The organism is Pseudomonas sp. Irchel s3a10 (assembly GCF_900187525.1).
Taxonomy (GTDB): domain Bacteria; phylum Pseudomonadota; class Gammaproteobacteria; order Pseudomonadales; family Pseudomonadaceae; genus Aquipseudomonas; species Aquipseudomonas koreensis_G.
The window spans coordinates 338,818-360,787 of sequence record NZ_FYDR01000006.1 but is presented as its reverse complement, the minus strand read 5'-3'; the positions used below and the strand labels follow the sequence as shown (position 1 = coordinate 360,787).

Annotated in this window: 15 protein-coding genes; 7 read left to right on the top strand and 8 right to left on the bottom strand. The window is 61.0% G+C overall.

Features of this window, described 5'->3' with window-relative positions; all coding sequences use genetic code 11:
* Positions 1-10: 10 nt before the first annotated feature.
* The 6 genes from CKW11_RS19620 to CKW11_RS19595 all read right to left on the bottom strand — a co-directional run bounded on the left by CKW11_RS19620 (position 11) and on the right by CKW11_RS19595 (position 9,719).
* Positions 11-1,480, bottom strand: a complete 1,470-nt coding sequence (locus CKW11_RS19620; protein WP_095138872.1) for an efflux transporter outer membrane subunit — start codon at positions 1,478-1,480, stop codon at positions 11-13.
* Positions 1,470-1,952 carry a MarR family winged helix-turn-helix transcriptional regulator gene (locus tag CKW11_RS19615; RefSeq protein WP_095138870.1) on the bottom strand — a complete coding sequence of 161 codons (483 nt, stop codon included), beginning with the start codon at positions 1,950-1,952 and terminating at the stop codon, positions 1,470-1,472. Before CKW11_RS19615 ends, CKW11_RS19620 begins: the two co-directional genes overlap by 11 nt.
* Positions 1,953-2,189: 237 nt before the next feature.
* The gene (locus CKW11_RS19610; protein WP_095138868.1) at positions 2,190-3,509 is read right to left on the bottom strand and encodes an HdeD family acid-resistance protein; all 1,320 of its coding nucleotides are present in this window, start codon (positions 3,507-3,509) and stop codon (positions 2,190-2,192) included.
* A gap of 94 nt (positions 3,510-3,603) precedes the next feature.
* Positions 3,604-7,278: a translocation/assembly module TamB domain-containing protein gene (locus tag CKW11_RS19605; protein ID WP_095138867.1), complete on the bottom strand. Its 3,675-nt coding sequence runs from the start codon at positions 7,276-7,278 to the stop codon at positions 3,604-3,606.
* The gene (locus CKW11_RS19600) at positions 7,275-9,002 is read right to left on the bottom strand and encodes an autotransporter assembly complex family protein (RefSeq protein ID WP_095138865.1); all 1,728 of its coding nucleotides are present in this window, start codon (positions 9,000-9,002) and stop codon (positions 7,275-7,277) included. Before CKW11_RS19600 ends, CKW11_RS19605 begins: the two co-directional genes overlap by 4 nt.
* A 66-nt stretch (positions 9,003-9,068) precedes the next feature.
* Positions 9,069-9,719 carry an N-acetyltransferase gene (locus CKW11_RS19595; RefSeq protein ID WP_007961094.1) on the bottom strand — a complete coding sequence of 217 codons (651 nt, stop codon included), beginning with the start codon at positions 9,717-9,719 and terminating at the stop codon, positions 9,069-9,071.
* Positions 9,720-10,022: 303 nt separating this feature from the next.
* Between CKW11_RS19595 and xthA the strand changes: the two genes are divergently transcribed.
* Positions 10,023-10,835, top strand: a complete 813-nt coding sequence (gene xthA / locus CKW11_RS19585) for an exodeoxyribonuclease III (RefSeq protein ID WP_095138861.1) — start codon at positions 10,023-10,025, stop codon at positions 10,833-10,835.
* A 188-nt stretch (positions 10,836-11,023) separates the two neighbouring features.
* The gene (locus tag CKW11_RS19580) at positions 11,024-12,358 is read left to right on the top strand and encodes a substrate-binding domain-containing protein (protein WP_095138859.1); all 1,335 of its coding nucleotides are present in this window, start codon (positions 11,024-11,026) and stop codon (positions 12,356-12,358) included.
* Positions 12,359-12,489: 131 nt separating this feature from the next.
* Here the strand turns inward: CKW11_RS19580 and CKW11_RS19575 are convergent, their stop codons facing one another.
* The gene (locus CKW11_RS19575) at positions 12,490-13,719 is read right to left on the bottom strand and encodes an acyl-CoA dehydrogenase (RefSeq protein WP_007961105.1); all 1,230 of its coding nucleotides are present in this window, start codon (positions 13,717-13,719) and stop codon (positions 12,490-12,492) included.
* A 157-nt stretch (positions 13,720-13,876) separates the two neighbouring features.
* On the opposite strand from CKW11_RS19575, the gene CKW11_RS19570 reads away from it, so the two are divergent.
* The 3 genes from CKW11_RS19570 to CKW11_RS19560 all read left to right on the top strand — a co-directional run bounded on the left by CKW11_RS19570 (position 13,877) and on the right by CKW11_RS19560 (position 16,442).
* Positions 13,877-14,806, top strand: a complete 930-nt coding sequence (locus tag CKW11_RS19570) for a LysR family transcriptional regulator (RefSeq protein WP_027614626.1) — start codon at positions 13,877-13,879, stop codon at positions 14,804-14,806.
* Between the two features lie 186 nt (positions 14,807-14,992).
* Positions 14,993-15,394 (top strand): MerR family DNA-binding transcriptional regulator, encoded by a 402-nt coding sequence (locus tag CKW11_RS19565; RefSeq protein WP_003223708.1) that lies wholly within the window; start codon positions 14,993-14,995, stop codon positions 15,392-15,394.
* Between the two features lie 148 nt (positions 15,395-15,542).
* The gene (locus CKW11_RS19560; protein ID WP_027614624.1) at positions 15,543-16,442 is read left to right on the top strand and encodes a hydroxymethylglutaryl-CoA lyase; all 900 of its coding nucleotides are present in this window, start codon (positions 15,543-15,545) and stop codon (positions 16,440-16,442) included.
* A 667-nt stretch (positions 16,443-17,109) separates the two neighbouring features.
* Here the strand turns inward: CKW11_RS19560 and CKW11_RS19555 are convergent.
* Positions 17,110-18,807: an AMP-binding protein gene (locus CKW11_RS19555; RefSeq protein WP_095138857.1), complete on the bottom strand. Its 1,698-nt coding sequence runs from the start codon at positions 18,805-18,807 to the stop codon at positions 17,110-17,112.
* A gap of 358 nt (positions 18,808-19,165) precedes the next feature.
* Here CKW11_RS19555 and CKW11_RS19550 point away from each other — a divergent pair, with 358 nt between their 5' ends.
* On the top strand, positions 19,166-20,329 hold the full coding sequence (locus CKW11_RS19550) for an isovaleryl-CoA dehydrogenase (RefSeq protein ID WP_007961115.1): 1,164 nt from the start codon (positions 19,166-19,168) through the stop codon (positions 20,327-20,329).
* Between the two features lie 12 nt (positions 20,330-20,341).
* The gene (locus tag CKW11_RS19545; protein WP_095138855.1) at positions 20,342-21,949 is read left to right on the top strand and encodes a carboxyl transferase domain-containing protein; all 1,608 of its coding nucleotides are present in this window, start codon (positions 20,342-20,344) and stop codon (positions 21,947-21,949) included.
* Positions 21,950-21,970 lie beyond the last annotated feature (21 nt).

Sequence of the window (21,970 nt, the reverse complement as noted above, 5' to 3'; positions counted from 1 at the left end):
AATACCTGAATTAGTTGTGCGACGTGGCTGGGGTGGCGTTGGCTGCGGTCAGGGTTTCACCCTGGAAGCCGCCGCCCAGCGCTTGCATCAGTTGAATCGACAGGTCGATCTGCTCGGCATTGAGGTTGGCCAGCTGACGCTGGGCCTGCAGCAATTGCTGCTCGATGCTGAGCACGTCCAGGTAGTTGCCGATGCCGGAACCGTAACGCTGGACGACGGTGTTGTAAGAATCCTGAGCAATCTCGGTGGCGTGCTGCTGCGCGCCGATCTGCCGGCCGATGTCGCGCAACTGGTTGATCGTGTCGCTGACATCGCCCAGTGCTTTCACCAGGCTTTTGTTGTACTGCGCCACCGCCAGATCGTAATCGGCGTCGCGCGCATCGAGGTTGGCGCGCAGGCGCCCGCCATCGAAAATCGGCACCGAGATGGTCGGGGCGATGTTGAAGAAACGACTGGCCGAACCGAACATCGCGTCACCCAACAAGGATTCCGCACCGGCCGAGGCCGTGAGGTTCAAGTTCGGATAGAAGCGGGTTTTCGCCGAGTCGATGTCCTTGCTCGCCGCCTCTACACGCCAGCGCGCAGCGACCAGATCCGGGCGACGGCCAAGCAGTTCCGCCGGCAGCACCGACGGCACCGCCACGGCACTGGCCTGCAACACTTTTGGCCGGGCGATTTCGCCGCCGCGATCCGGACCTTTACCGAGCAACACGGCAAGGGCGATTTTGGCGCTGTTCAAGCGTTTTTCCGCGTCGATCAGGCTGGCTTCGGAACTGGCCTCAAGGCTTTGGGTTTGCTGGAACTGGTACTGGCTGTCGATCCCGGCACTCAAGCGGCGCTGGCTCAAATCGAGCATCTGTTTGGTGCGTTTAAGATCTTCGTGGGCCAGGTCGTAGACGATATGCGCCTGACCCAGATCGCTGTAGGCGCGGGCCACATCGGCGGCGAGGGTCAATTGCGCGGCCTGACGGTCGACTTCGGCAGCGCGAGCCTGACCCAGTGCAGCTTCCCAGGCATCACGCTGACCGCCCCAGAGGTCGAAGTTGTAATTGAAACCGGCGCTGACGTTACGCACGGTGGCGTAGGCATCGCCCTGCCCTCGCGGGTCCTGATCCTTGGCCAAGCGCGAACGGCTGATGCCGGCGCTGGCGTCGAGGGTCGGATAGCGTTCGGCATCGGCGGCATACGCGGCGGCACTGGCCTGATGCGCGCGGGCTTCGGCGATCTGCATGTCCGGGCTGTCGTGTAGCGCTTCGCGGATCAGACCGTCGAGTTGCGGATCGCCAAGGCTGGTCCACCAGTCGCTCTTCGGCCACGCGGCCGGCGACAGAGTCACGCCGTTGAGGGACTGGCTGGCGTTGAGGCTTTTCGCATCCAGGCTTTTGCCTTGAGTGTCGAGGCCGCTGTAGTTGGCGCAGCCGGCGAGGATCATCGCCGACAGCACCAGGGTCAGGCTGCTGCGCAAGGTTTTACCGCTCATTGTGTTCACCTAACCGCTGGATAGTGATCGGATCACCGGCTGCCAGCAGGATTTTCTTGAGGATGTATTCCAGGGTCTTCAACTCGTCCGTGGTGACGGCGCCGGCCAGTTCATTCATCGCATCGGCGCCGATGTAGGGCAGGCGATCGGCCAGTTGCTGGCCCTGCTCGGTGAGCTTGAGTTGCACCTGACGGCGATCGCCTTCGCTGCGTTGGCGAGCCAGGAAACCTTTCTGCTCCAGACGATCGAGCATGCGTGTCATCGAACCGCTGTCCAGCGACAGATGCCGGCACAGCTCGGCCGGGGTGTCGACGCCGAACTGGGCCATGATGATCAACACCTTGAACTGCGCAGCGGTGATGCCGTGGGGTTCCATGTGGGTGTCGATAATCCGGTCCTTGAGCAGCGCGGCACGGCCGAGCAACAGGCCGAGATGGCAGTGTTTGAATTCGTCCGGGGTGAAATGCTTCATGTGCTCACCTAATAACTGCCTAGGCAGTGAATGTATGTCGAGATGTTACTGCCTAGGCAGCGAATGTCAACGTAATAGTTAGGTTGCTTTGTAATTAGTTGACCAGTGGACTGGGTTTTTGTGTTGCACAGGCGGACGTCTTCGCGAGCAAGCTCGCTCCCACAGGGATCTCATGCATACATGGACCAATGTGGGAGCGAGCTTGCTCGCGAAGGCAGCGACTCGGTGTAACGTCGGTCAGGATTTGTCGGAAGGATGCACAGATGGCGGCTGGAGGGGATGCACTTCGCGCCCGCGCAAGGCCGTCAGCGCATAACCGCAAGCGCGTTTGGTCACCGCATACATGCTGTGCCAGCCCGGCGGTGCCGGCTCGATGGCGGCATGCAGCGCCCGTGCGTAATCGAGCACCAGACCGGGCGTCCAGGCCATTACTTCGGCGCGTTTACGCACCTGCGCCGCCACCCAGAACTCGGGGCTGAGTATCACTCTGGCGAAATCGAGCATGCTCGAATGCCCGCGATTCATCGCCCCTTCAAGGGCCGCTTCGAGACTATGGGCGACAGCACTCGAGCAGTTGCGACTGGTGAGGTTGTATGTGCTGTTCTGTCGATACTCAGCCCAGAACGCCTGCAGTCGCCGGGCGTCGTAGTGAGCAAAACTGACCTGAACCGAAGACGGGCACCAGTCCGCCACTTCCCCCGCATAGTCAGGCAGAAACCGCCCGGCGACATCGTTGTTCGGCGTCGCCCGCAGCAAGCGCACGAAATCCCCCGCCGAACGATCGATGTCGTCCAGCGGGTAATGGCTGATGTAAATGTCCGGGCCACATTCCAGTGCCGCGTGGCCAGCCGAGATTACGCCGTTGATGTCGACTGCGGCGATATAGCGGTTGAGCAGACGGTTGCGCACCAGAGTGTCATCGACGGTGCCGCTGGGGGTCCAGACATGAATGACCAATGCGTCGCTGCTGGCCGGCGCACTAAGCGCAACAGGGCTTGTCAGCGGCGGCAGGTGCCTGAAGCGCACGGCTTGGCGCAACAACGCGCAGCCCGAGAGAAACAGGCTCATGCCGATGCAGAACGGCACCGTGCCCTTATACAGCGTCGGATACGGTTCGAGGATGAACACGCCAAAGCCGAGTTCGAACAACCCCGCCAGCAGCGACACTTGCCAGCCGACAAAGCGCACCACCAACGCAGCCGCCAGCCTGAAGACCCCATCAACGATGAAAGCCCCGCCAAATAGCACCGCCAGGATCAGCCCGGCAGCATGTTGCCGGTCAACGATCAGCAGCCCCAGCAAGAGAAACGCCAGACCTCGCGCTTTACGCAGTGCAGCAGCCGTTCCAGTTTGCGGGGCCGGCACCAGCAGCAGGATCAGCGCTTCGAGCAACAACAGATAGCCGAAGAGATGCAGCGGGAAATACAAAACGCCATCCAGCGCATCGATGAAGATCGCCAGCCCGGCCGCGCCCCAGACAATGCCGGTCAGCGCCAGCGCGGTCCAGCGTTTGCGGACAAAGTCATTACCGAGCAAGACCATACTCAAGCGAACCATAGGCGCAACCGGCAAGGTTTTGAGGGTTCGGTGAGTCTAATACATCCTGGAAAAACCGGATCGCAGCGTCACGACCCGGCTATTGGCCACGTCCTCAGAAATCGCGCTTGTAGAAGATATCCAGCGAACTGGCGACGCCACTGGCGGCTTCGACATAAACCTTCTTGCTCAGCTTGTAGCGCAGGGCAATGGTACTGGCCGGTTCGAACACGCCGACGCCATAACGCAGGCTGAGTTTCTCGGAGATATTGCCGCTGGCGACCACGCTGGTGGTGTTGCCGCTGCCCTGAGTGTCGAGCTGGAAGTCCTGAATCCCCAGGTCTTTGGCCAGACCGCTGGTGACCCCGGAACTGCCCATCAAGCCCAGACCCAATGCTGCTTGCGCGAGCATGTTGTTGTCTTCGCCGTTGGTGCTCAGCGGACGCCCCAGTACCAGGTAGGACAAGGCCTGTTCCTGACTCATCGCCGGCTCGGAGAAGATTTGCGTGGTCGGTTGCTCGGCGCTGCCGCTCAGGCGAATACCGGCGATCACGTCGTCGGTCTGGCGGATCGCTTCGATGTCCAGATACGGCTGATCGATCGGGCCGGCAAACAACAGACGCGCACGACGCACGTTCAGGCGCTGGCCATAGGCGCGGTAACGGCCGTCGTTGAGCCACAGCTCGCCACGGGTGTCCAGGTTGTCGCCGATGTGCACGTGACCTTGCAGGTTGGCGGTCAGGCCGAACCCGGCGAAGCTCAGTTTGTCTTCGCCGACCACCACGTCGATGTCCATTTTCATCGCCAGCGGTGGTTTGCCCTCTTCGGTCTGCGCGCCAACGATGATCGTGTCGTCGGACACTTTCACCGTTGACGGCGGCAGTTCACGCACGGTGATTTCGCCTCGCGGGACCTGTACCTTGCCGGCAATTTTCAGCTCATCGCCGGCCATGGAAATTTTCAGGTCCGGTGCCACTTCAAGCTTGGCATAGGGCTCGACGGTGACCGGCAATTGCGTGCCCTTGAGCGCCAGATCGACCACCAGCGCCTGGCCCCAGGCGACGTTACCGTTCAGGCTGCCCTGCCCACTCTTGCCGCTTTTCCAGCCACCGTCGAGGCGCACCGATTCGCCGGCAATCACGGCGGTGAGTTGCAGATTCTGCAACTCCATCGGCAACTCGGCGCCAGACACTTCGCCGTCGCTGAGTTGCACGGTGCCGTTGACCAGCGGCGCCAGCAGTCCGCCGGAAATCGTGCCACTGCCGTTCAAGCGCCCGGTGAGTTTCTCTACCATCGGCACAAACGGCCGCGCCACCGACAGGTCCAGTCCGGAGAGACGGAACGAGCCGCTCAGCGGTTTGTTTTTCGGCAGCGGATTGAGCTGTGCCTGCACCATCAATTCGCCGAGCTTGCCGCCGACGAAGTTGAGTTCGGTGTCCACGCGCTTGGGCGTGAGTTTGCTGGTGAGTTTCAGCGTCTGGTAGGGGAAATCCAGCCACTGATCCTTTTCCTTCATGCGCAAGGTGCCGCCGCTGGCGTCGACGCTGACCACGCCGTTGGGGCCGCTGGCCGGCAGGTCCAGTTGCAGGTCGGCGTTGAGCTTGCCCTGCCAGGCAAAGTCTTTCGGCAACCATTGCGCCAGGCTTTCGATCGGGAACTGCTTGAGGTGATAGCGCAGTTTCGGCTCAGGCAGCAGCCGCTGATCTTCACCGCACAGGCTGGCATTGCCGGACATCCAGCAATGCGCGCCGAAGTTGATCTTGCCGTCGGCGAGGCGTTCGAGTTTGGCCGGGCTCTGCAGTTTCCAGTCCTGGCCGCCGGCCTGAATATCGCCGCTGGCCAGACGGCCGCGCCAGTTGCCCTTGTCCAGATTGCCGTCCAGACCGAGGGCCAGTTTCAGCTTCGGCCCGAGCAGGTCGAGGTTGAGTTTCTGGCTCTTGATGTCGCCCTGCGCGCTGGCGGTCAACACGCCAAGATTGGTATCGCCGACCTGAATGCCGCTGCCCTTCAGATCGATCTTCGCCCGTTGCGCACTGTCGAGCGTGGCGTCGAGGTTGAGGCTTTGCAGGCGATTGTCCTGGAACGCCAGTTGCGAACCTTGCAGGCCGAGTTTGCCTTGCGGAGCTTTGAGCGTGCCAGCAACGTTGACCTGCCCCGTGACCTGCCCGCGCAGCTGCGGCCAGAGCTGGGCCAGACGCGTCAGTTTGATGTCGATCTGGCCGGTGAGTTTCTGTTGCAGGCTACCCTTGCCGCTGATGCTGTTGTCGCCGAGGCGGATTTGCAGGGCGTTGAGGTTCCACTGCTCGCCCGCGCCGTCAGCCTTGGCTTGCAGGATCGCCGGTTGGCCGCGCAGTTTGCCTTTCAGATCGAGGTCGGCGGTCAGGCTCAAGCGCTCGTTCTTCATTTCGCCTTTGCTGCGCAACGGCCCGGCCAGGGTGCCCGGCAACTCCGCAACCCAGTACGCCGGGTTCAGCGCAGAGAGATCCAGCGCGGTGTCCCAGGCGATGCCATCGGCGAACTGCACGTTGACATGCCCTTCAGCCTTGCCCTGCCCCGCTTCCATCTTCAGCTGTGGCAAGGCGATTTGCTTCAGGCTGCCGCTGAACGGACTGCTCAGGCTGAACGCCCCCGCCGGGCCATCGAGGTCGGCGGCGAAGTTACCGAGGTATTGACCGTCGGTGTAGGAGACTTCGCCAGTGAAGGTGCGCAAGGCGACTTGCGGCTCGTCGATTTCGTTATACAGCCGATGCCACGGGAAATCCTGCCAGTTGATATTGGCCTGAGCCGTGAGGCCCTTGCTCCAGTCAACGCTGCCAGTGAGCTTGAGGCTTTGCTTGTCGTTGGCACTCAGGTCGAGGCCGGCGATCTGCACGCCGCTGGCGTCGACCTTGCCTTTGAGCAGCAGCGCCACCGGGCCTTTATCGGCGGGCAGCGTGGCGTTGCCGTTTAACTGGTAACCGTTTTTCAGGTCACCTTCGCCGGTCAAAACCAGTTGATTGAGTTGCAGAGTGTCCGGCAGATCGGCGCTCGGTTTGAATGCCTCGGAGGTGATACGCACCTTGGCCGGCAGGTTTTCCGCCAGCGGTTGCAGTTCTCCGCTCAACTGGCCGTCGAGGTAGCCACGGCTGTCGGCATGCAGGTTGAGGGTTTTCAGCAGATCGCCGTCAACCTTCAGCGCCAGTGTCCAGGGGCCGTTGCCCGGCGATGGCAAAGTCAGGTCACCAGCGATGTTCAGCGGCCAGTTGCCGGTCGGTTGCAGCAGGCCGGAGAGGTTCAGGCTGAGGTCGTCTCGCTGCAATTTCACGCTGTCGATCTGCATGCCTTGAGCGGTCCAGTGCGCCGCCAGTTGCAGGCCCTTGAGCTGCTCGCTGCCGTTGAACAGCAGGCTGCCGACTTGTACGTCGCCGAGTTCGATGGCCAACGGCAGTTGCAGATCCGGCAGTTTGATCGGGCCGCTGTCGGTGGTTTCCTCACTCGGCGGGAATTGCAGGATCACCTGATCCGCCTTGAGCTGTTCGATGCACAGGGTCATGCGGGTCAGGCACAGCGGCGACCAGGCGAAGATTGCCTTGATCAGCTCGACCCGGCTGCTGTCCTGCTGCCACAGCAGATGATCGGCGCTCCATTGACCGCCGAGACGGCCCTGGAAATTCTCCACGCTCAAACCCGGTATCAGGCCCAGTGCCCAGCGGCTGCCGGCCTGCGTTCCGAGTACGGCTGCGATGCTCAATACAACCAACAGCACCAGCGCCAACAGCGCCAGTGCCACTATTTTCAAACCACGCTTCACAGCTCAGGCCCCATGGAAAAGTGCAGCCGGATGCCGCCGTCGTCGTCCAGCGCGTGGGCCAGGTCGAGGCGGATCGGCCCCACCGGCGAGACCCAGCGCACACCGATACCGACCCCGGTCTTGAGGTTCGGCAGTTCGAGTTTGTTGAAGGAGTTGCCCTGGTCGACGAAGGTCGCGACCCGCCATTTCTCGGCAATCGAATACTGGTACTCGACGCTGCCGGCGATCATGTAGCGTCCACCGATGCGGTCGCCATCGGAGTTTTCCGGGGACAGACTCTGATAGTCGTAACCGCGCACGCTTTGATCGCCACCGGCGAAGAAACGCAGGGACGGCGGTACCGAGTTGTAACCGTTGGTGGCGCTGCCGCCGACCTGCACCCGACCGAGGAAGCGGTGGTTGTCGAACACCGTGGTCAGGCCTTTGATCAACGCCGTGCCATATAAAAGGTTGTTGTCCGAACCGAGGCCTTCCTTGGCCACTTTGCTTTCGAAGCTCAGGCGATAGCCGTTGTGCGGGTCGATGCGGTTGTCGCTTTTCAGGTACGAGTAACTGATGCCGGGCATCAGCAACGTACTCAGGCCGGAGTCGTCGCCGAGTTCATATTCTTCGCGCTGCCATTTCAGCGAGATCACCCGCTGCCAGCCGCTGGGCAACTTGCTGTGCCATTCCGGGCCGAAGGTCAGCAGTTTGCTCAGGGTGTCCGAGCCGTCGATGTTTTCAAATTGATAACCACCGGCCCAACGCAGCTTGTCGGTCAGCGGCGGGTCGAGCGGGATGTCATAGAACAACCCGACGTTCTGCCGTGGCGCCGACAACTCGGCCTCCCAGCCGTAACTGTCGCCCTGCGGGTTGACCCAGTGGCGCGTCCAGTTGGCCTTGATCCGTGGGCCGACGTCGGTGGAATAACCGAGGCCCAGGCCCATGGTGCGTGGTTTGCGCGTGTCGAGTTTGACGTCGACCGGGATTACGTCGTTTTTCGCCGCCGTCGGCGCCGCATCGACGCGCACACCTTCGAAATAGCCGCTCGATTGCAAGTCGCGGTTGAGTTCGGCGATCAGCTCGGAGTCATACGGATCGCCAGCCTTGAACGACACCATGCGTTGCAGCAGGTCTTCGTCGAACGGCGTATCGCCCTCGAAACTAACTTTGCCCAGCGCATAACGCGGGCCGCTTTCGTAGATCAATTCAACGTCGGCCACCCCGGCACGCGGGTCGACCAGGAGTTTCTGACTGGTGAAATGGCCACTGAAAAAACCGAAGCGCGAGGCCTGGTTCTGGATCAGGCGTTTGGCGTCTTCATAACGCCCATGGTTGAGCACCGCGCCGGACTTGAGCGTGTCACTGCTCGGCACACGAAAGGATTTGAGGGAGGCAGCAGGCCCGTCGACGCGGATGGTTACGTTGCGCAGACGAATCGGTTCGCCGGGATCGATGTTCAGCACCAGGCGCGGCTTGTCGCCGCCCTTCACGTCACTGTCGATCTGCGGCTGGTAATAACCCAAGGCCTGGGCCGCTTTGCGCGCCTGCTCCTCAGCCCCGCGACTGAAGCGCAGCAAGGCTTCTTCGTCACGGTCGCCGAGGCTGCCGATATAGCCTTCTATATTGGCTTTAAGTTCATCGTTGGACGGTTTGATCCGCACGTCCAATTCACTTTGCGCCAGCGCCGCGCAGCTGGTTAACAGCATGAGCACGCCACTGGTAAATCTTCCTGGAAACTTCATAGGCGCGGATGCTATCACGGGCTTGGGAGCGTGATAGAACAGGAAATTTCCTGAAAAGTTCTACGGCTAAGCAGTTGCAGTTTGTAACACCTGCGGATTGGCGTGAAAAAACACGTGCTCGCGCACCGGGCCGACGGCCACTTCACCGATCTCTTCGTAGCCCTGACGCTTGTAGAATTCCAGGTAACGCGGGTTGCCGGTGTCGAGCACCACACCTTGCGAGGTTTCGTCCACCGCGCACCAGTTGTGCACGGCGGTCAGCAACTGCTCGCCGAAGTGTTTGCCCTGAAACTGCGGATGAATGCCCAGCAGCGGCAGCATGTGCACCGAGTCGCTGGGCACGCAGGCGGCCACTGCATCGTGATATTCCAGATAACGCCGGGTGCAGCGGAAACCTGTGCTGAGCACCATGCGCAGGCGCCACGCCCAACTTTCGGTGATGCCCAGGCGACGCTGCGGCGGCGCGATCAGGGCGATGCCGATCAGGCGGTCATTGACTAACAGGCCGATGGCCGGCTGATCCTGCAGAAAATGCTGTTTGACCAGTTCGCGCACCGTGGCCCGCACGCGCTGCTCGTAGCCCGGCCGCTCGGCCTCGAACAGGTAACCGAAGGTCGGCTCGTGGCGATAGGCCTGATACAGCAGCGATCGGGCTTCGCGCGAGTAACCGCGGTCGAGCATGTGGATGTCGGCGATGGCGGTCTGGGTTTCAGGCATGACGGTGATTCTCCCCGGGGCGCGGCTCAAATGACTGCGCTCTTGATGGTACGAACCTTTTGCCGGTGGCGCAGTTCCCCACAGGTATAGACCAACTCGGGATCTTCATCGACTGGGCGGCCGCCATCGCGAGCAGGCTCACTCCTACAGGGGGTACGCATTCCAATTGTAGGAGCGAGCCTGCTCGCGATGGCGTCAGCTCGGCCAACCCACATCCCACAGATGAAAATGATTTCTCCCACCCCACACTGGCCCCCATCCCACATGTCAGCTAGCATCGCCCTTTTGCCAGGACTGCCGACCATGAAGATTGTTTCCTTCAACATCAACGGACTGCGCGCCCGTCCGCATCAGCTGGCAGCGCTGATCGAAAAGCACCAGCCGGACGTGATCGGCCTGCAGGAAACCAAGGTCCACGACGACCAGTTTCCGCTGGAAGAAGTGCGTGCGCTGGGTTATCACGTTTATTTCCACGGCCAGAAAGGCCATTACGGCGTCGCGCTACTGTCGCGCAAAGAGCCGATCGCGATTCACAAAGGCTTCGCCAGCGATGAAGAAGACGCGCAGCGCCGCTTTATCTGGGGCACTTTCGCCGACGCCAATGGCGTGCCGGTGACCATCATGAACGGCTACTTCCCGCAGGGCGAAAGCCGCGACCACCCGACCAAATTCCCGGCCAAGCAACGCTTTTACAGCGACCTGCAAACCCTGCTGGAAAGCCAGTTCCACAATGAACAGCCGCTGGTGGTGATGGGCGATGTGAACATTTCCCCGGAAGACTGCGACATCGGCATCGGCCCGGACAACATGAAGCGCTGGCTGAAAACCGGCAAGTGCAGCTTCCTGCCGGAAGAACGCGAGTGGATGGCCCGCCTGAAAAACTGGGGCCTGACCGACAGCTATCGTCACCTGAACCCGGACGTGACCGACATGTTCAGCTGGTTCGACTATCGCAGCCGTGGGTTTGAGGACGAACCGAAACGTGGCCTGCGCATCGACGTGATCCTCGCTTCCCATGGCTTGCTGCCGCGGGTCAAGGATGCGGGCGTGGACTATGAACTGCGCGGGATGGAAAAGCCGTCGGATCATGCGCCGATCTGGCTTGAGCTGGCCTGATCTCAAGCTTTAAGAGAACCTTGTAGGAGTGAGCCTGCTCGCGATGACGGTGGATCAGTCGATGTGTTTGTTGGCTGATACTCCGCCATCGCGAGCAGGCTCACTCCTACATTGGATCACTGTCATGTTTTGGTCATGCGCCTGACTTAATCTCCCCGGCAATCCCCTTGGCTTGATTCGGTGCCGGCATGACCCTGCGTGTTCTGTTCGTTTTTCTGTCGAGTGCATGGCTGTCGGTGTCTGCCGCCACTCTGCCCATCCCCGAAAACGGCCCGGCATTGCGCATTCAGGGTTCCAACACCATTGGCGCCGACCTTGGCCCGGCGTTGGTTGAAGGTTTTCTGCAGGATCAGGGCCTGCTGAAAATTCACCGCGAGAACCCCGACACCGCCAACGAACAACACATCGTCGGCCAGACTGCCCAAGGCAAACGGGTGGTGATTGAAGTCGCCGCCCACGGTTCCAGCACCGGTTTCACTGCACTGAAAAGCGCCAGTGCCGACCTCGCCGCCTCTTCCCGCCCGATCAAGGACAGCGAACTGCTCAGCCTGCAAGCGCTCGGCGACATGAAGAGCGCCGCCGCCGAGCAGGTGATTGCCATCGACGGCCTGGCGATCATCCTGCACCCCGGCAACCCACTGCAGCAACTGGACACCGAGCAACTGGCGCGGATTTTCAGCGGCGAGGTGAAAACCTGGGAAGAACTCGGCGGTCGCGGCGGTGCGATTCATTTATATGCGCGGGATGATCAGTCCGGCACTTACGACACGTTCAAGGAACTGGTGCTGGGTCGGCGTGGGAAAAGTCTGAGTTCCAGTGCGAAACGCTTCGAATCCAGCGAGCAACTGTCCGACGCGGTGAGCAGTGATCCGCAGGGTATCGGCTTCATCGGTCTGCCGTATGTGCGCCAGGCCAAAGCGGTGGCGATCGCCGACGGCGCATCGCAATCGATGTTGCCGCTCAACAGCCTGATTGCCACTGAGGACTATCCGCTGTCGCGGCGCCTGTTCTTTTATCTGCCGCCCCACAACCAGAATCCGTGGGCATCGGCATTGGTGGCGTTTGCGCAAAGCTCACAGGGCCAGAAGATTGTCGCGGCCAACGGCTTCATCAGCCAGACCGTGCACGCGATGACCGTCACGCCGAATGCGCTGATGCCCGAGGGTTATCAATCCCTCAGCCGGCATGCCCAGCGTCTGACGGTGAATTTCCGTTTCGAAGAAGGCAGCGCCAGCCTCGACAACAAGGCGCGGCAGGATCTGGCGCGGGTGCTCGACTATATAAAGCGCCACCACAAGACCGAGCGTGCGGTGACGCTGGTGGGATTTGGCGACGAGAAAGATGATCCGGCACGCGCTGACCTGCTGTCGAAACTGCGGGCGATGGCGGTGCGTCGCGAGCTGGTGAAGAACGGCGTGGTGCTGCGCGAGGTGCGCGGGTTTGGCGCGCTGATGCCGGTGGCGGCGAACAGTGCGGATGAAGGCAGGATCAAGAATCGGCGGGTTGAGGTTTGGGTTTACTGAACCTGATGTTGATGTGCTGGATGCATGGGCCCCTTCGCGAGCAAGCCCGCTCCCACTTTTGATCGCATGCTTCCAGCTGGAATGCGGTCGAATGTGGGAGCGGGCTTGCTCGCGAAGCCGGCGACGCGGTCTTAATGACCGCTACGCAACATTTCCTTCGGCACATACTTGCCGATTTCGAACTTGCCGATCGCCGCGCGGTGCACTTCGTCCGGGCCGTCGGCCAGGCGCAGGGTGCGCTGCATGGCGTACATGTAGGCCAGCGGGAAATCATTCGAGACCCCGGCCCCGCCGTGAATCTGGATCGCCCGGTCGATCACCCGCAGCGCCACGTTCGGTGCGACGACCTTGATCTGCGCGATCTCGCTCTTCGCCACTTTGTTGCCGACGGTGTCCATCATGTACGCCGCTTTCAGGGTCAGCAGGCGCGCCATGTCGATTTCCATCCGCGAGTCGGCGATCTTGTCGACGTTGCCGCCCAGACGCGCCAGCGGTTTGCCGAACGCGGTGCGGCTCACCGAGCGTTTGCACATCAATTCCAGTGCGCGTTCAGCCATGCCGATCGAGCGCATGCAGTGGTGAATCCGTCCTGGGCCGAGGCGCCCCTGAGCGATCTCGAAGCCTCTTCCCTCACCAAGCAGGACGTTTTCGTACGGCACGCGCACGTTGTCGAACAGCACTTCGGCGTGGCCGTGCGGTGCATCGTCGTAGCCGAACACCGGCAGCGGACGGACGATTTTCACCCCGGGGGTATCGACCGGCACGAGGATCATCGAGTGCTGCGCATGGCGCGGTGCGTCGGGGTTGCTCAGGCCCATGAAGATCAGAATCTTGCAGCGCGGATCGCAGGCGCCGGAAGTCCACCATTTCTTGCCGTTGATCACCCACTCGTCGCCATCACGCACGGCGCGGGCAGCCATGTTGGTGGCGTCGGACGAGGCCACGTCCGGCTCGGTCATGGCGAACGCCGAGCGGATCTCGCCGCGCAGCAGCGGTTCGAGCCAGCGCTGCTTCTGCTCTTCGTTGGCGTAGCGCACCAGCACTTCCATGTTGCCGGTGTCCGGCGCCGAGCAGTTGAACGGCTCCGGCCCCAACAACGAACGGCCCATGATTTCCGCCAGCGGTGCGTATTCAAGGTTGGTCAGGCCGGCGCCGAGTTCCGATTCCGGCAGGAACAGATTCCACAGCCCTTCAGCCTTGGCCTTGGCTTTGAGCTCTTCCATGATCGCGGTCGGCTGCCAGCGATCGCCCTCGGCAACCTGGCGTTCGAACACGGCTTCGGCCGGGTAAACGTAAGCGTCCATGAACGCGGTCACGCGCTCACGCAGTTCCTGCACCTTGGGCGAATAAGCGAAATCCATGAGCAATTACCTTCTTTAGGCAGAGGTTGTTCAGATCATGCAATCGATGCTAGAACAGCGCGGATAATTTACCTAGCCTATTCTCGGCGTGTATAAACATTCATCACCGATATATGATCCGCTGATCGTCAGCCCACAGAACAAGAGAAGCCGCGTTATGAATCTGAGTAAGGTCGACCTCAACCTTTTCATCGTCTTCGACGCGATCTACACCGAAGCCAACCTGACCCGCGCCGGGCAGATTGTCGGGATTACCCAGCCGGCGGTGTCCAACGCGTTGGCGCGGTTGCGCGAAACCTTCAACGATCCGCTGTTCGTGCGCACCGCGCAGGGCATGGTGCCGACGCCGATGGCGCAGAACATCATCGGCCCGGTGCGCAACGCGCTGTCGCTGCTGCGGGTGTCAGTGCAGGAGAGCCGGATTTTCAACCCGGCGCAGGCGGTGAAGACTTACCGCATCAGCATGACCGACCTCACTGAGGCGGTGATTCTGCCGCCGCTGTTCCAGCGTTTGCGGCGTCTGGCGCCGACGGTGATCATCGAGAGTTTCCTGTCCAAACGCCGCGAAACCACCAAGGAACTGGCTGCCGGGCGCCTGGATTTCGCCGTCGATGCACCGCTCAACACTGACCCGCAGGTGCGTCACGTCAAGCTGATGGAGGACCGTTACGTCTGTGCGATGCGCAAGGGCCATCCGCTGGCGGGCAAGGAAAAACTGTCGCTGGATGACTATCTGTCGCTGACCCACATCCATATCTCCAGCCGCCGCAGCGGGCTGGGCTACGTGGATCTGGCGCTGGGCAAAATGGGCATTCAGCGCAAGATCGCCCTGCGTTCGCAGCATTATCTGATGGCGTCGCAGGTCATGCAGCAGACCGACATGGTGATGACGGTACCCGAGCGGTTTGCCCGGCGTAATGACTTGCATGCGTTCAACCTGCCGGTCAACGACGTGCCGCCGCTGGAGACTCATCTGTATTGGCATGAAAGCACCGACCAGGACCCGGCCAATCGCTGGATGCGCGAGCAGATCATCGAGTTGTGCCAGCAGGTGGCGGCGCAGGAGAAGAAGCTCGATAAGGTGTAAGTCTTTTTACCGAGTCATCGTTCTTCGCGAGCAAGCTCGCTCCCACATGGTCTTGTGTACGCCACTGATCCTGTGGGAGCGGGCTTGCTCGCGAAGGGGCCATCCCTCACAGCACACATCTTGAACCTTGACGTAAACGTCAACTCGCCATTAGCTTAGCGCCAAGACCTTTTTCCGAGCGCGTTCATGAGCAGCCAGACCTACAGCATTTCCGACCTCGCCCGTGAGCTGGACATCACCACCCGGGCGATCCGTTTTTATGAAGAACAAGGCCTGCTCAGCCCTGAGCGCCGTGGCCAGGAACGCATCTATTCACCGCGCGACAAAGTCAGCCTGAAGCTGATCCTGCGCGGCAAGCGCATCGGTTTCTCGCTGGCCGAATGCCGTGAGTTGATCGAGCTCTATGACCCGTCCAGCGGTAACACCAAACAGCTCAACAGCATGCTGGCGAAAATCAGCGAGCGCCGCGAACAGCTCGAGCAGCAGCTGCTCGACATCGAACAGATGAAGCTGGAACTCGATACCGCTGAAGAGCGCTGCGTGCAGGCGTTGGAGCAGACGCTGAAGAGCCAGCAGATAGCGCAGTAATCAGCCACAACTCATTCCCTGTGGGAGCGGGCTTGCTCGCGAAGGCGGAGTGTCAGGCGACAAATTTTGTATCTGATACACCGCCTTCGCGAGCAAGCCCGCTCCCACAGGGACCTCATGTAATTCCGAAAATGAGCAGGTCAATCCCATGTCCCTCCCCTCTCAAGTACGCCTGATCGAAGTCGGCCCGCGCGATGGCCTGCAGAACGAAGCCCAACCGATCAGCGTGGCTGACAAGGTGCAACTGGTCGACGCCCTGAGCGCCGCCGGCCTTGGTTACATCGAAGTCGGCAGTTTTGTCTCACCAAAATGGGTGCCGCAGATGGCCGGGTCCGCCGAGGTGTTCGCGCAGATCCAGCGCAAGCCCGGTGTGACCTACGGCGCACTGGCGCCGAATCTGCGCGGCTTTGAAGACGCGCTGGCTGCCGGTGTGAAAGAAGTCGCGGTGTTCGCTGCGGCGTCCGAGGCGTTCTCGCAGCGCAACATCAATTGCTCGATCAGCGAAAGTCTGGCGCGCTTCGCACCGATCATGGAAGCGGCGAAACAGCATGGCGTTACCGTGCGCGGTTACGTGTCCTGCGTGCTCGGTTGCCCCTATGAAGGCGAGGTCGCGCCGGAGCAAGTGGCGATGGTCGCGCGCGAGTTGTATGCGATGGGCTGCTACGAAGTATCCCTCGGCGACACCATCGGCACCGGCACCGCCGGCGCGACCCGGCGGTTGTTCGAAGTGGTGTCGGCGCAAGTGCCACGGGAAAAACTCGCCGGGCACTTCCACGACACCTACGGCCAGGCGATGGCCAACATCTATGCCAGCCTGCTGGAAGGCATCGCGGTGTTCGACAGCTCTATCGCCGGCCTCGGCGGCTGCCCGTACGCCAAAGGCGCGAGCGGTAACGTCGCCACCGAAGACGTGGTGTACCTGCTCAACGGCTTGGGCATCGAGACTGGTATCGACCTGGACGCCTTGATTGCGGCGGGTCAGCAGATCAGCGCGGTGCTCGGTCGCCCGAGCGGTTCGCGTGTGGCCAAGGCCCGTAACGCCCAGTGAGGGTGAAGGTGTTACCGCTGTGTCGGAAACGTGGGCGTAGTCGAGTAACACGGAAACAAATTGTCTGGTTTGCTCTGAAGGAAAAATCCTTCAAAAATCTCAAACCATTGATTTACAAGGATTTTAAAAAGTTGGCACGGCTTCTGCTATATCTATGGCATAACAAGAATAAAAAGCAGCAAACCAATAAAAATAAGACGTACCGACTCTGACATAACAAAAACAACACGGCAGAGACGCAGCTAACAGATTTTTTTGGAGAAGGTGTGCTTTTCAGGGTGCTCTCAGGAGTGACCCGCAACCGGGCAGAGAACAATAAAACTACCTTCAGGTAGCTCCCGAATCGGTTGGATCGTTTAACGAGAAAGCAGATCAGCGCTCAAAAAAATACGTTTGCTCTTGACCCCGGATGGGGGTCGCCAAAAACAGCGGTAAAGGGCCACGGTTGCCAAAAACAACAACAGACCGCCCCTCAATAATAAGAAAGAGCACGCGACGACAAAATTAAAGGGGAGCTTCGGCTCCCCTTTGTGCTTTCTGTGATTCCCGAATCCCCCGCCGCCCCTTGTAGGAGTGAGCCTGCTCGCGATAGCGGTGTGTCAGTCGATGCAAATATTGACTGATACACCGCATTCGCGAGCAAGCCCGCTCCCACATTTGATCGTTGTCAGGCCTGCTTTTCGCGGAGCTCCTCGATACTGATCTCACGCATCCTGAATTTCTGGATCTTGCCCGTCACCGTCATCGGAAACTCTTCGACGAACTTGAAGTAACGCGGCGTCTTGAAGTGCGCGATGCGCTCCTTGCACCAGGTTTGCAATTCCAGTTCGGAGGCGCTGTGACAGGGGTGGAACTTGATCCAGGCGACAATCTCCTCACCGTAACGCGAGCACGGAATGCCGATCACCTGCACGTCCGCCACCGCCGGGTGGGTGAAGAAAAACTCTTCCAGTTCGCGCGGGTAAATGTTCTCGCCGCCACGGATGATCATGTCCTTGTTACGTCCGGCGATGTTCACGTAACCCTCATCGTTCATGCTCGCCAGATCGCCAGTGTGCATCCAGCCGGCCTCATCGATGGCTTCAGCGGTGGCTTGCGGGTTGCTCCAGTAACCGAGCATCACGCTGTAACCGCGGGTGCACAGCTCACCAATGGTACCGCGCGGCACCAGGTTGCCGGCCTCGTCGATGATTTTGCTTTCCAGTTGCGGCTGAGTGCGGCCGACGGTGGTCACGCGCAGTTCCAGCTCATCGCTGGGTCCGGTCTGCAGCGACACCGGGCTGGTTTCGGTCATGCCATAGGCAATCTGCACTTCGCTCATGTGCATCTCGCTGATGACCCGGCGCATGATTTCGATCGGGCACGTGGCGCCGGCCATGATCCCGGTGCGCAGGCTCGACAGATCGAATTCGCCCCGCAGCGGTTGATCGAGCATGGCGATGAACATGGTCGGCACGCCATAGAGGCCGGTGGCTTGTTCTTCGGCGACGGTTTGCAGGGTCAGTAACGGGTCGAACGCGTCGTTGGGGTAGATCATGGTGCTGGCGTGGGTGATGCAGCCGAGATTGCCCATGACCATGCCGAAGCAGTGATACAGCGGCACCGGGATCACCAGGCGGTCGCTCGGGGTCAGGCCGATGCTTTCGCCGACCATGTAACCGTTGTTGAGGATGTTGTAATGACTGAGGGTCGCGCCCTTGGGGAAACCGGTGGTGCCGGAGGTGTACTGGATATTCACCGGTTGATCGAAGTGCAGGCTGTCACTGCGTTCGCGCAACTGTGTCGCTGAGACTTCGGCGGCGAGATCCGCCAGTTGCGACCACGGCAGGAAGCCTGACGGCGGCTGTGCGTCGAGGCTGATCACCCCGCGCAAGTCCGGCAGGCGCTCACTGCGCAACTGGCCGATGGATTGCTGCGCCAGTTCCGGCAGCAGCCCCTGCAGCATGCTGTGGTAGTTCGAGGACTTGAACGCCCCGGCGCAGACCAGCCACTGACAGCCGGATTGCTTGAGCACGTATTCCAGTTCGGAGCTGCGATAGGCCGGGTTGATGTTAACCAGGATCACGCCAATCTTCGCCGTGGCGATTTGCGTGATGCACCACTGCGCACAGTTCGGCGCCCAAATGCCGAGCCGGTCCCCCGCCTGCAAACCCAACGCCAGTAAGGCTCTGGCGTGCAGATCCACCGCGTCGGCCAGTTGTTGCCAGGAATAGCGCAACTGTTGATGACGCACCACCAGCGCCTCGCCATCCGGGTGTTGCGCCACTGTCTGGTCGAACTGCTGCCCGATGGTCAGCGCCAGCAAGGCCTGGTCCTGAGAACCACGGGTGTAGCTGCGTTGCGGGTTTGCACTGGGTTGATCCATGACGACCCCTATTGTCTTTATTAGTGGGTTTACCGGAGCTCACTTTTTTGCGGGTGGCCTTTGTGGCGAGGGGATTTATCCCCGATGGTGTGCGAAGCGCACCCTCAGTTTTTCCTGTTGAACCGCATTCACAGGTTTTGGGTCGGCTTCGCCAACCGTCGGGGATAAATCCCCTCACCACAGAGGATCACTTCCACAAAAGTCTGTCCGCTTTCAATCTTGAACTGCCCCTACTCTCGCTCAAGTTGACGTTAACGTAAAGGGTGATTGACAGCCACCCGACGCAAGCTTACGTTAACGTAAAGGTGAGAGCCATTGACCGCCCTCCCCACCCTACAAAAAAGCCAAAAGGTGACCCATGAGCTACCCATCCCTGAACTTCGCCCTCGGTGAAACCATCGACATGCTGCGCGATCAGGTTCAGTCCTTCGTCGCCGATCAGATCGCGCCACGCGCCGCGCAGATCGACCGCGACAACCTGTTCCCGGCCGACATGTGGCGCAAATTCGGTGACATGGGCCTGCTCGGCATCACCGTGCCGGAAGAGTACGGCGGTGCGGGTCTGGGTTACCTGGCGCACGTGGTGGCGATGGAAGAAATCAGCCGCGGCTCGGCTTCCGTGGCGCTGTCCTACGGCGCGCACTCCAATCTCTGCGTCAACCAGATCAACCGCAACGGCAACCACGAACAGAAATCCAAATACCTGCCGAAGCTGATCAGCGGCGAACACGTTGGTGCACTCGCCATGAGCGAGCCGAACGCCGGTTCCGACGTGGTCTCGATGAAACTGCGCGCCGACAAACGCGGCGACCGTTTCGTGCTAAACGGCAGCAAGACCTGGATCACCAACGGCCCCGACGCCAACACCTATGTGATCTACGCCAAGACCGACCTGGAAAAAGGTCCGCACGGCATCACTGCGTTCATCGTCGAGCGCGACTGGAAAGGCTTCAGCCGCAGCAACAAGTTCGACAAGCTCGGCATGCGCGGTTCCAACACCTGCGAGCTGTTCTTCGATGACGTCGAAGTGCCGGAAGAAAACATCCTCGGTGTGCTCAACGGCGGCGTGAAAGTGCTGATGAGCGGCCTCGATTACGAACGCGTCGTACTGTCCGGCGGCCCGACCGGGATCATGCAGTCGTGCATGGACCTGATCGTGCCGTACATCCACGACCGCAAGCAGTTCGGCCAGAGCATCGGCGAATTCCAGCTGATCCAGGGCAAAGTAGCCGACATGTACACCCAACTCAACGCCAGCCGCGCTTACCTGTACGCAGTGGCCCAGGCCTGCGAGCGTGGCGAAACCACGCGCAAGGACGCCGCCGGGGTGATCCTCTACACCGCCGAACGCGCCACGCAAATGGCCCTCGACGCCATCCAGATTCTTGGCGGTAACGGCTACATCAACGAATTCCCTGCGGGCCGCTTGCTGCGTGACGCCAAGCTCTACGAGATCGGCGCCGGCACCAGTGAGATCCGGCGCATGCTGATCGGTCGCGAACTGTTCAACGAAACCCGCTAAACGGAGCTGCACATGGCTATCCTGCATACCCAGCTCAACCCCCGTTCAGCGGAGTTCGCCGCCAACAGCGCGGCGATGCTTGAACAGGTCGACGCTCTGCACACCCTGCTTGCCCAAGTGGCGCAGGGAGGCGGCGCGAAAGCCCAGGAACGACACACCTCGCGCGGTAAATTGCTGCCGCGTGAGCGGATCAATCGTCTGCTCGATCCGGGCTCGCCGTTTCTCGAGATCAGCCAGCTCGCCGCGCACGCCGTGTATGGCGAAGACGTACCGGCCGCCGGGGTGATTGCCGGGATCGGCCGGGTAGAAGGCGTCGAGTGCATGATCGTCGCCAACGACGCGACGGTGAAAGGTGGCTCGTACTACCCGCTGACCGTGAAAAAACACCTGCGCGCGCAGACCATCGCCCAGCAAAACCGCCTGCCGTGCATCTATCTGGTGGACTCGGGCGGCGCCAACCTTCCGCGTCAGGACGAAGTGTTCCCGGATCGCGAGCACTTTGGCCGGATCTTCTTCAACCAGGCCAATATGAGCGCGATGGGCATTCCGCAGATCGCCGTGGTCATGGGGTCGTGCACCGCTGGCGGCGCCTATGTGCCGGCGATGGCGGACGAAGCGATCATGGTGCGCAATCAGGCAACGATTTTCCTCGCCGGCCCTCCGTTGGTAAAAGCCGCGACCGGTGAAGTGGTCAGCGCCGAAGACCTTGGCGGTGCCGATGTGCACTGCAAAATTTCCGGCGTGGCCGACCATTACGCCGAGAGCGACGAACACGCCCTCGCCCTCGCCCGCCGCAGCGTTGCCAACCTCAACTGGCGCAAACTTGGCGAGGTGCAACAGCGCACACCGATTGCGCCGCTGTACGCCAGCGATGAGTTGTACGGCGTGGTCTCGGCCGACGCCAAGCAGCCGTTCGATGTGCGCGAAGTGATTGCGCGGCTGGTCGACGGTTCGGTGTTCGATGAATTCAAGGCATTGTTCGGCACCACGCTGGTCTGCGGTTTTGCGCACCTGCATGGATACCCGATCGCGATCCTCGCCAACAACGGCATCCTCTTCGCCGAAGCCGCGCAAAAAGGCGCGCATTTTATCGAACTGGCCTGCCAGCGCGGCATTCCGCTGCTGTTCCTGCAGAACATCACCGGGTTCATGGTCGGCCAGAAGTACGAGGCCGGCGGCATCGCCAAGCACGGCGCGAAACTGGTGACGGCGGTGGCCTGCGCCAAGGTGCCGAAATTCACCGTAATCATCGGCGGCAGTTTCGGCGCCGGTAACTACGGCATGTGCGGGCGCGCTTACGATCCGCGCTTCCTGTGGATGTGGCCGAATGCGCGCATCGGCGTAATGGGTGCCGAGCAGGCCGCGGGCGTGCTGGTGCAGGTCAAGCGCGAGCAGGCCGAACGCAGCGGCCAGGACTTCAGCGCCGCGCAGGAAGCCGAGATCAAACAACCGATCCTCGACCAGTACGAAGAGCAGGGTCACCCCTACTACTCCAGCGCACGACTGTGGGACGACGGCGTCATCGACCCGGCGCAGACCCGTGATGTGCTGGCCCTGGCCTTGTCCGCGTCGTTGAACGCGCCTATCGAACCGAGCCGCTTCGGCGTGTTCCGGATGTGATGCTTTTTTGTGGGAGCGGGC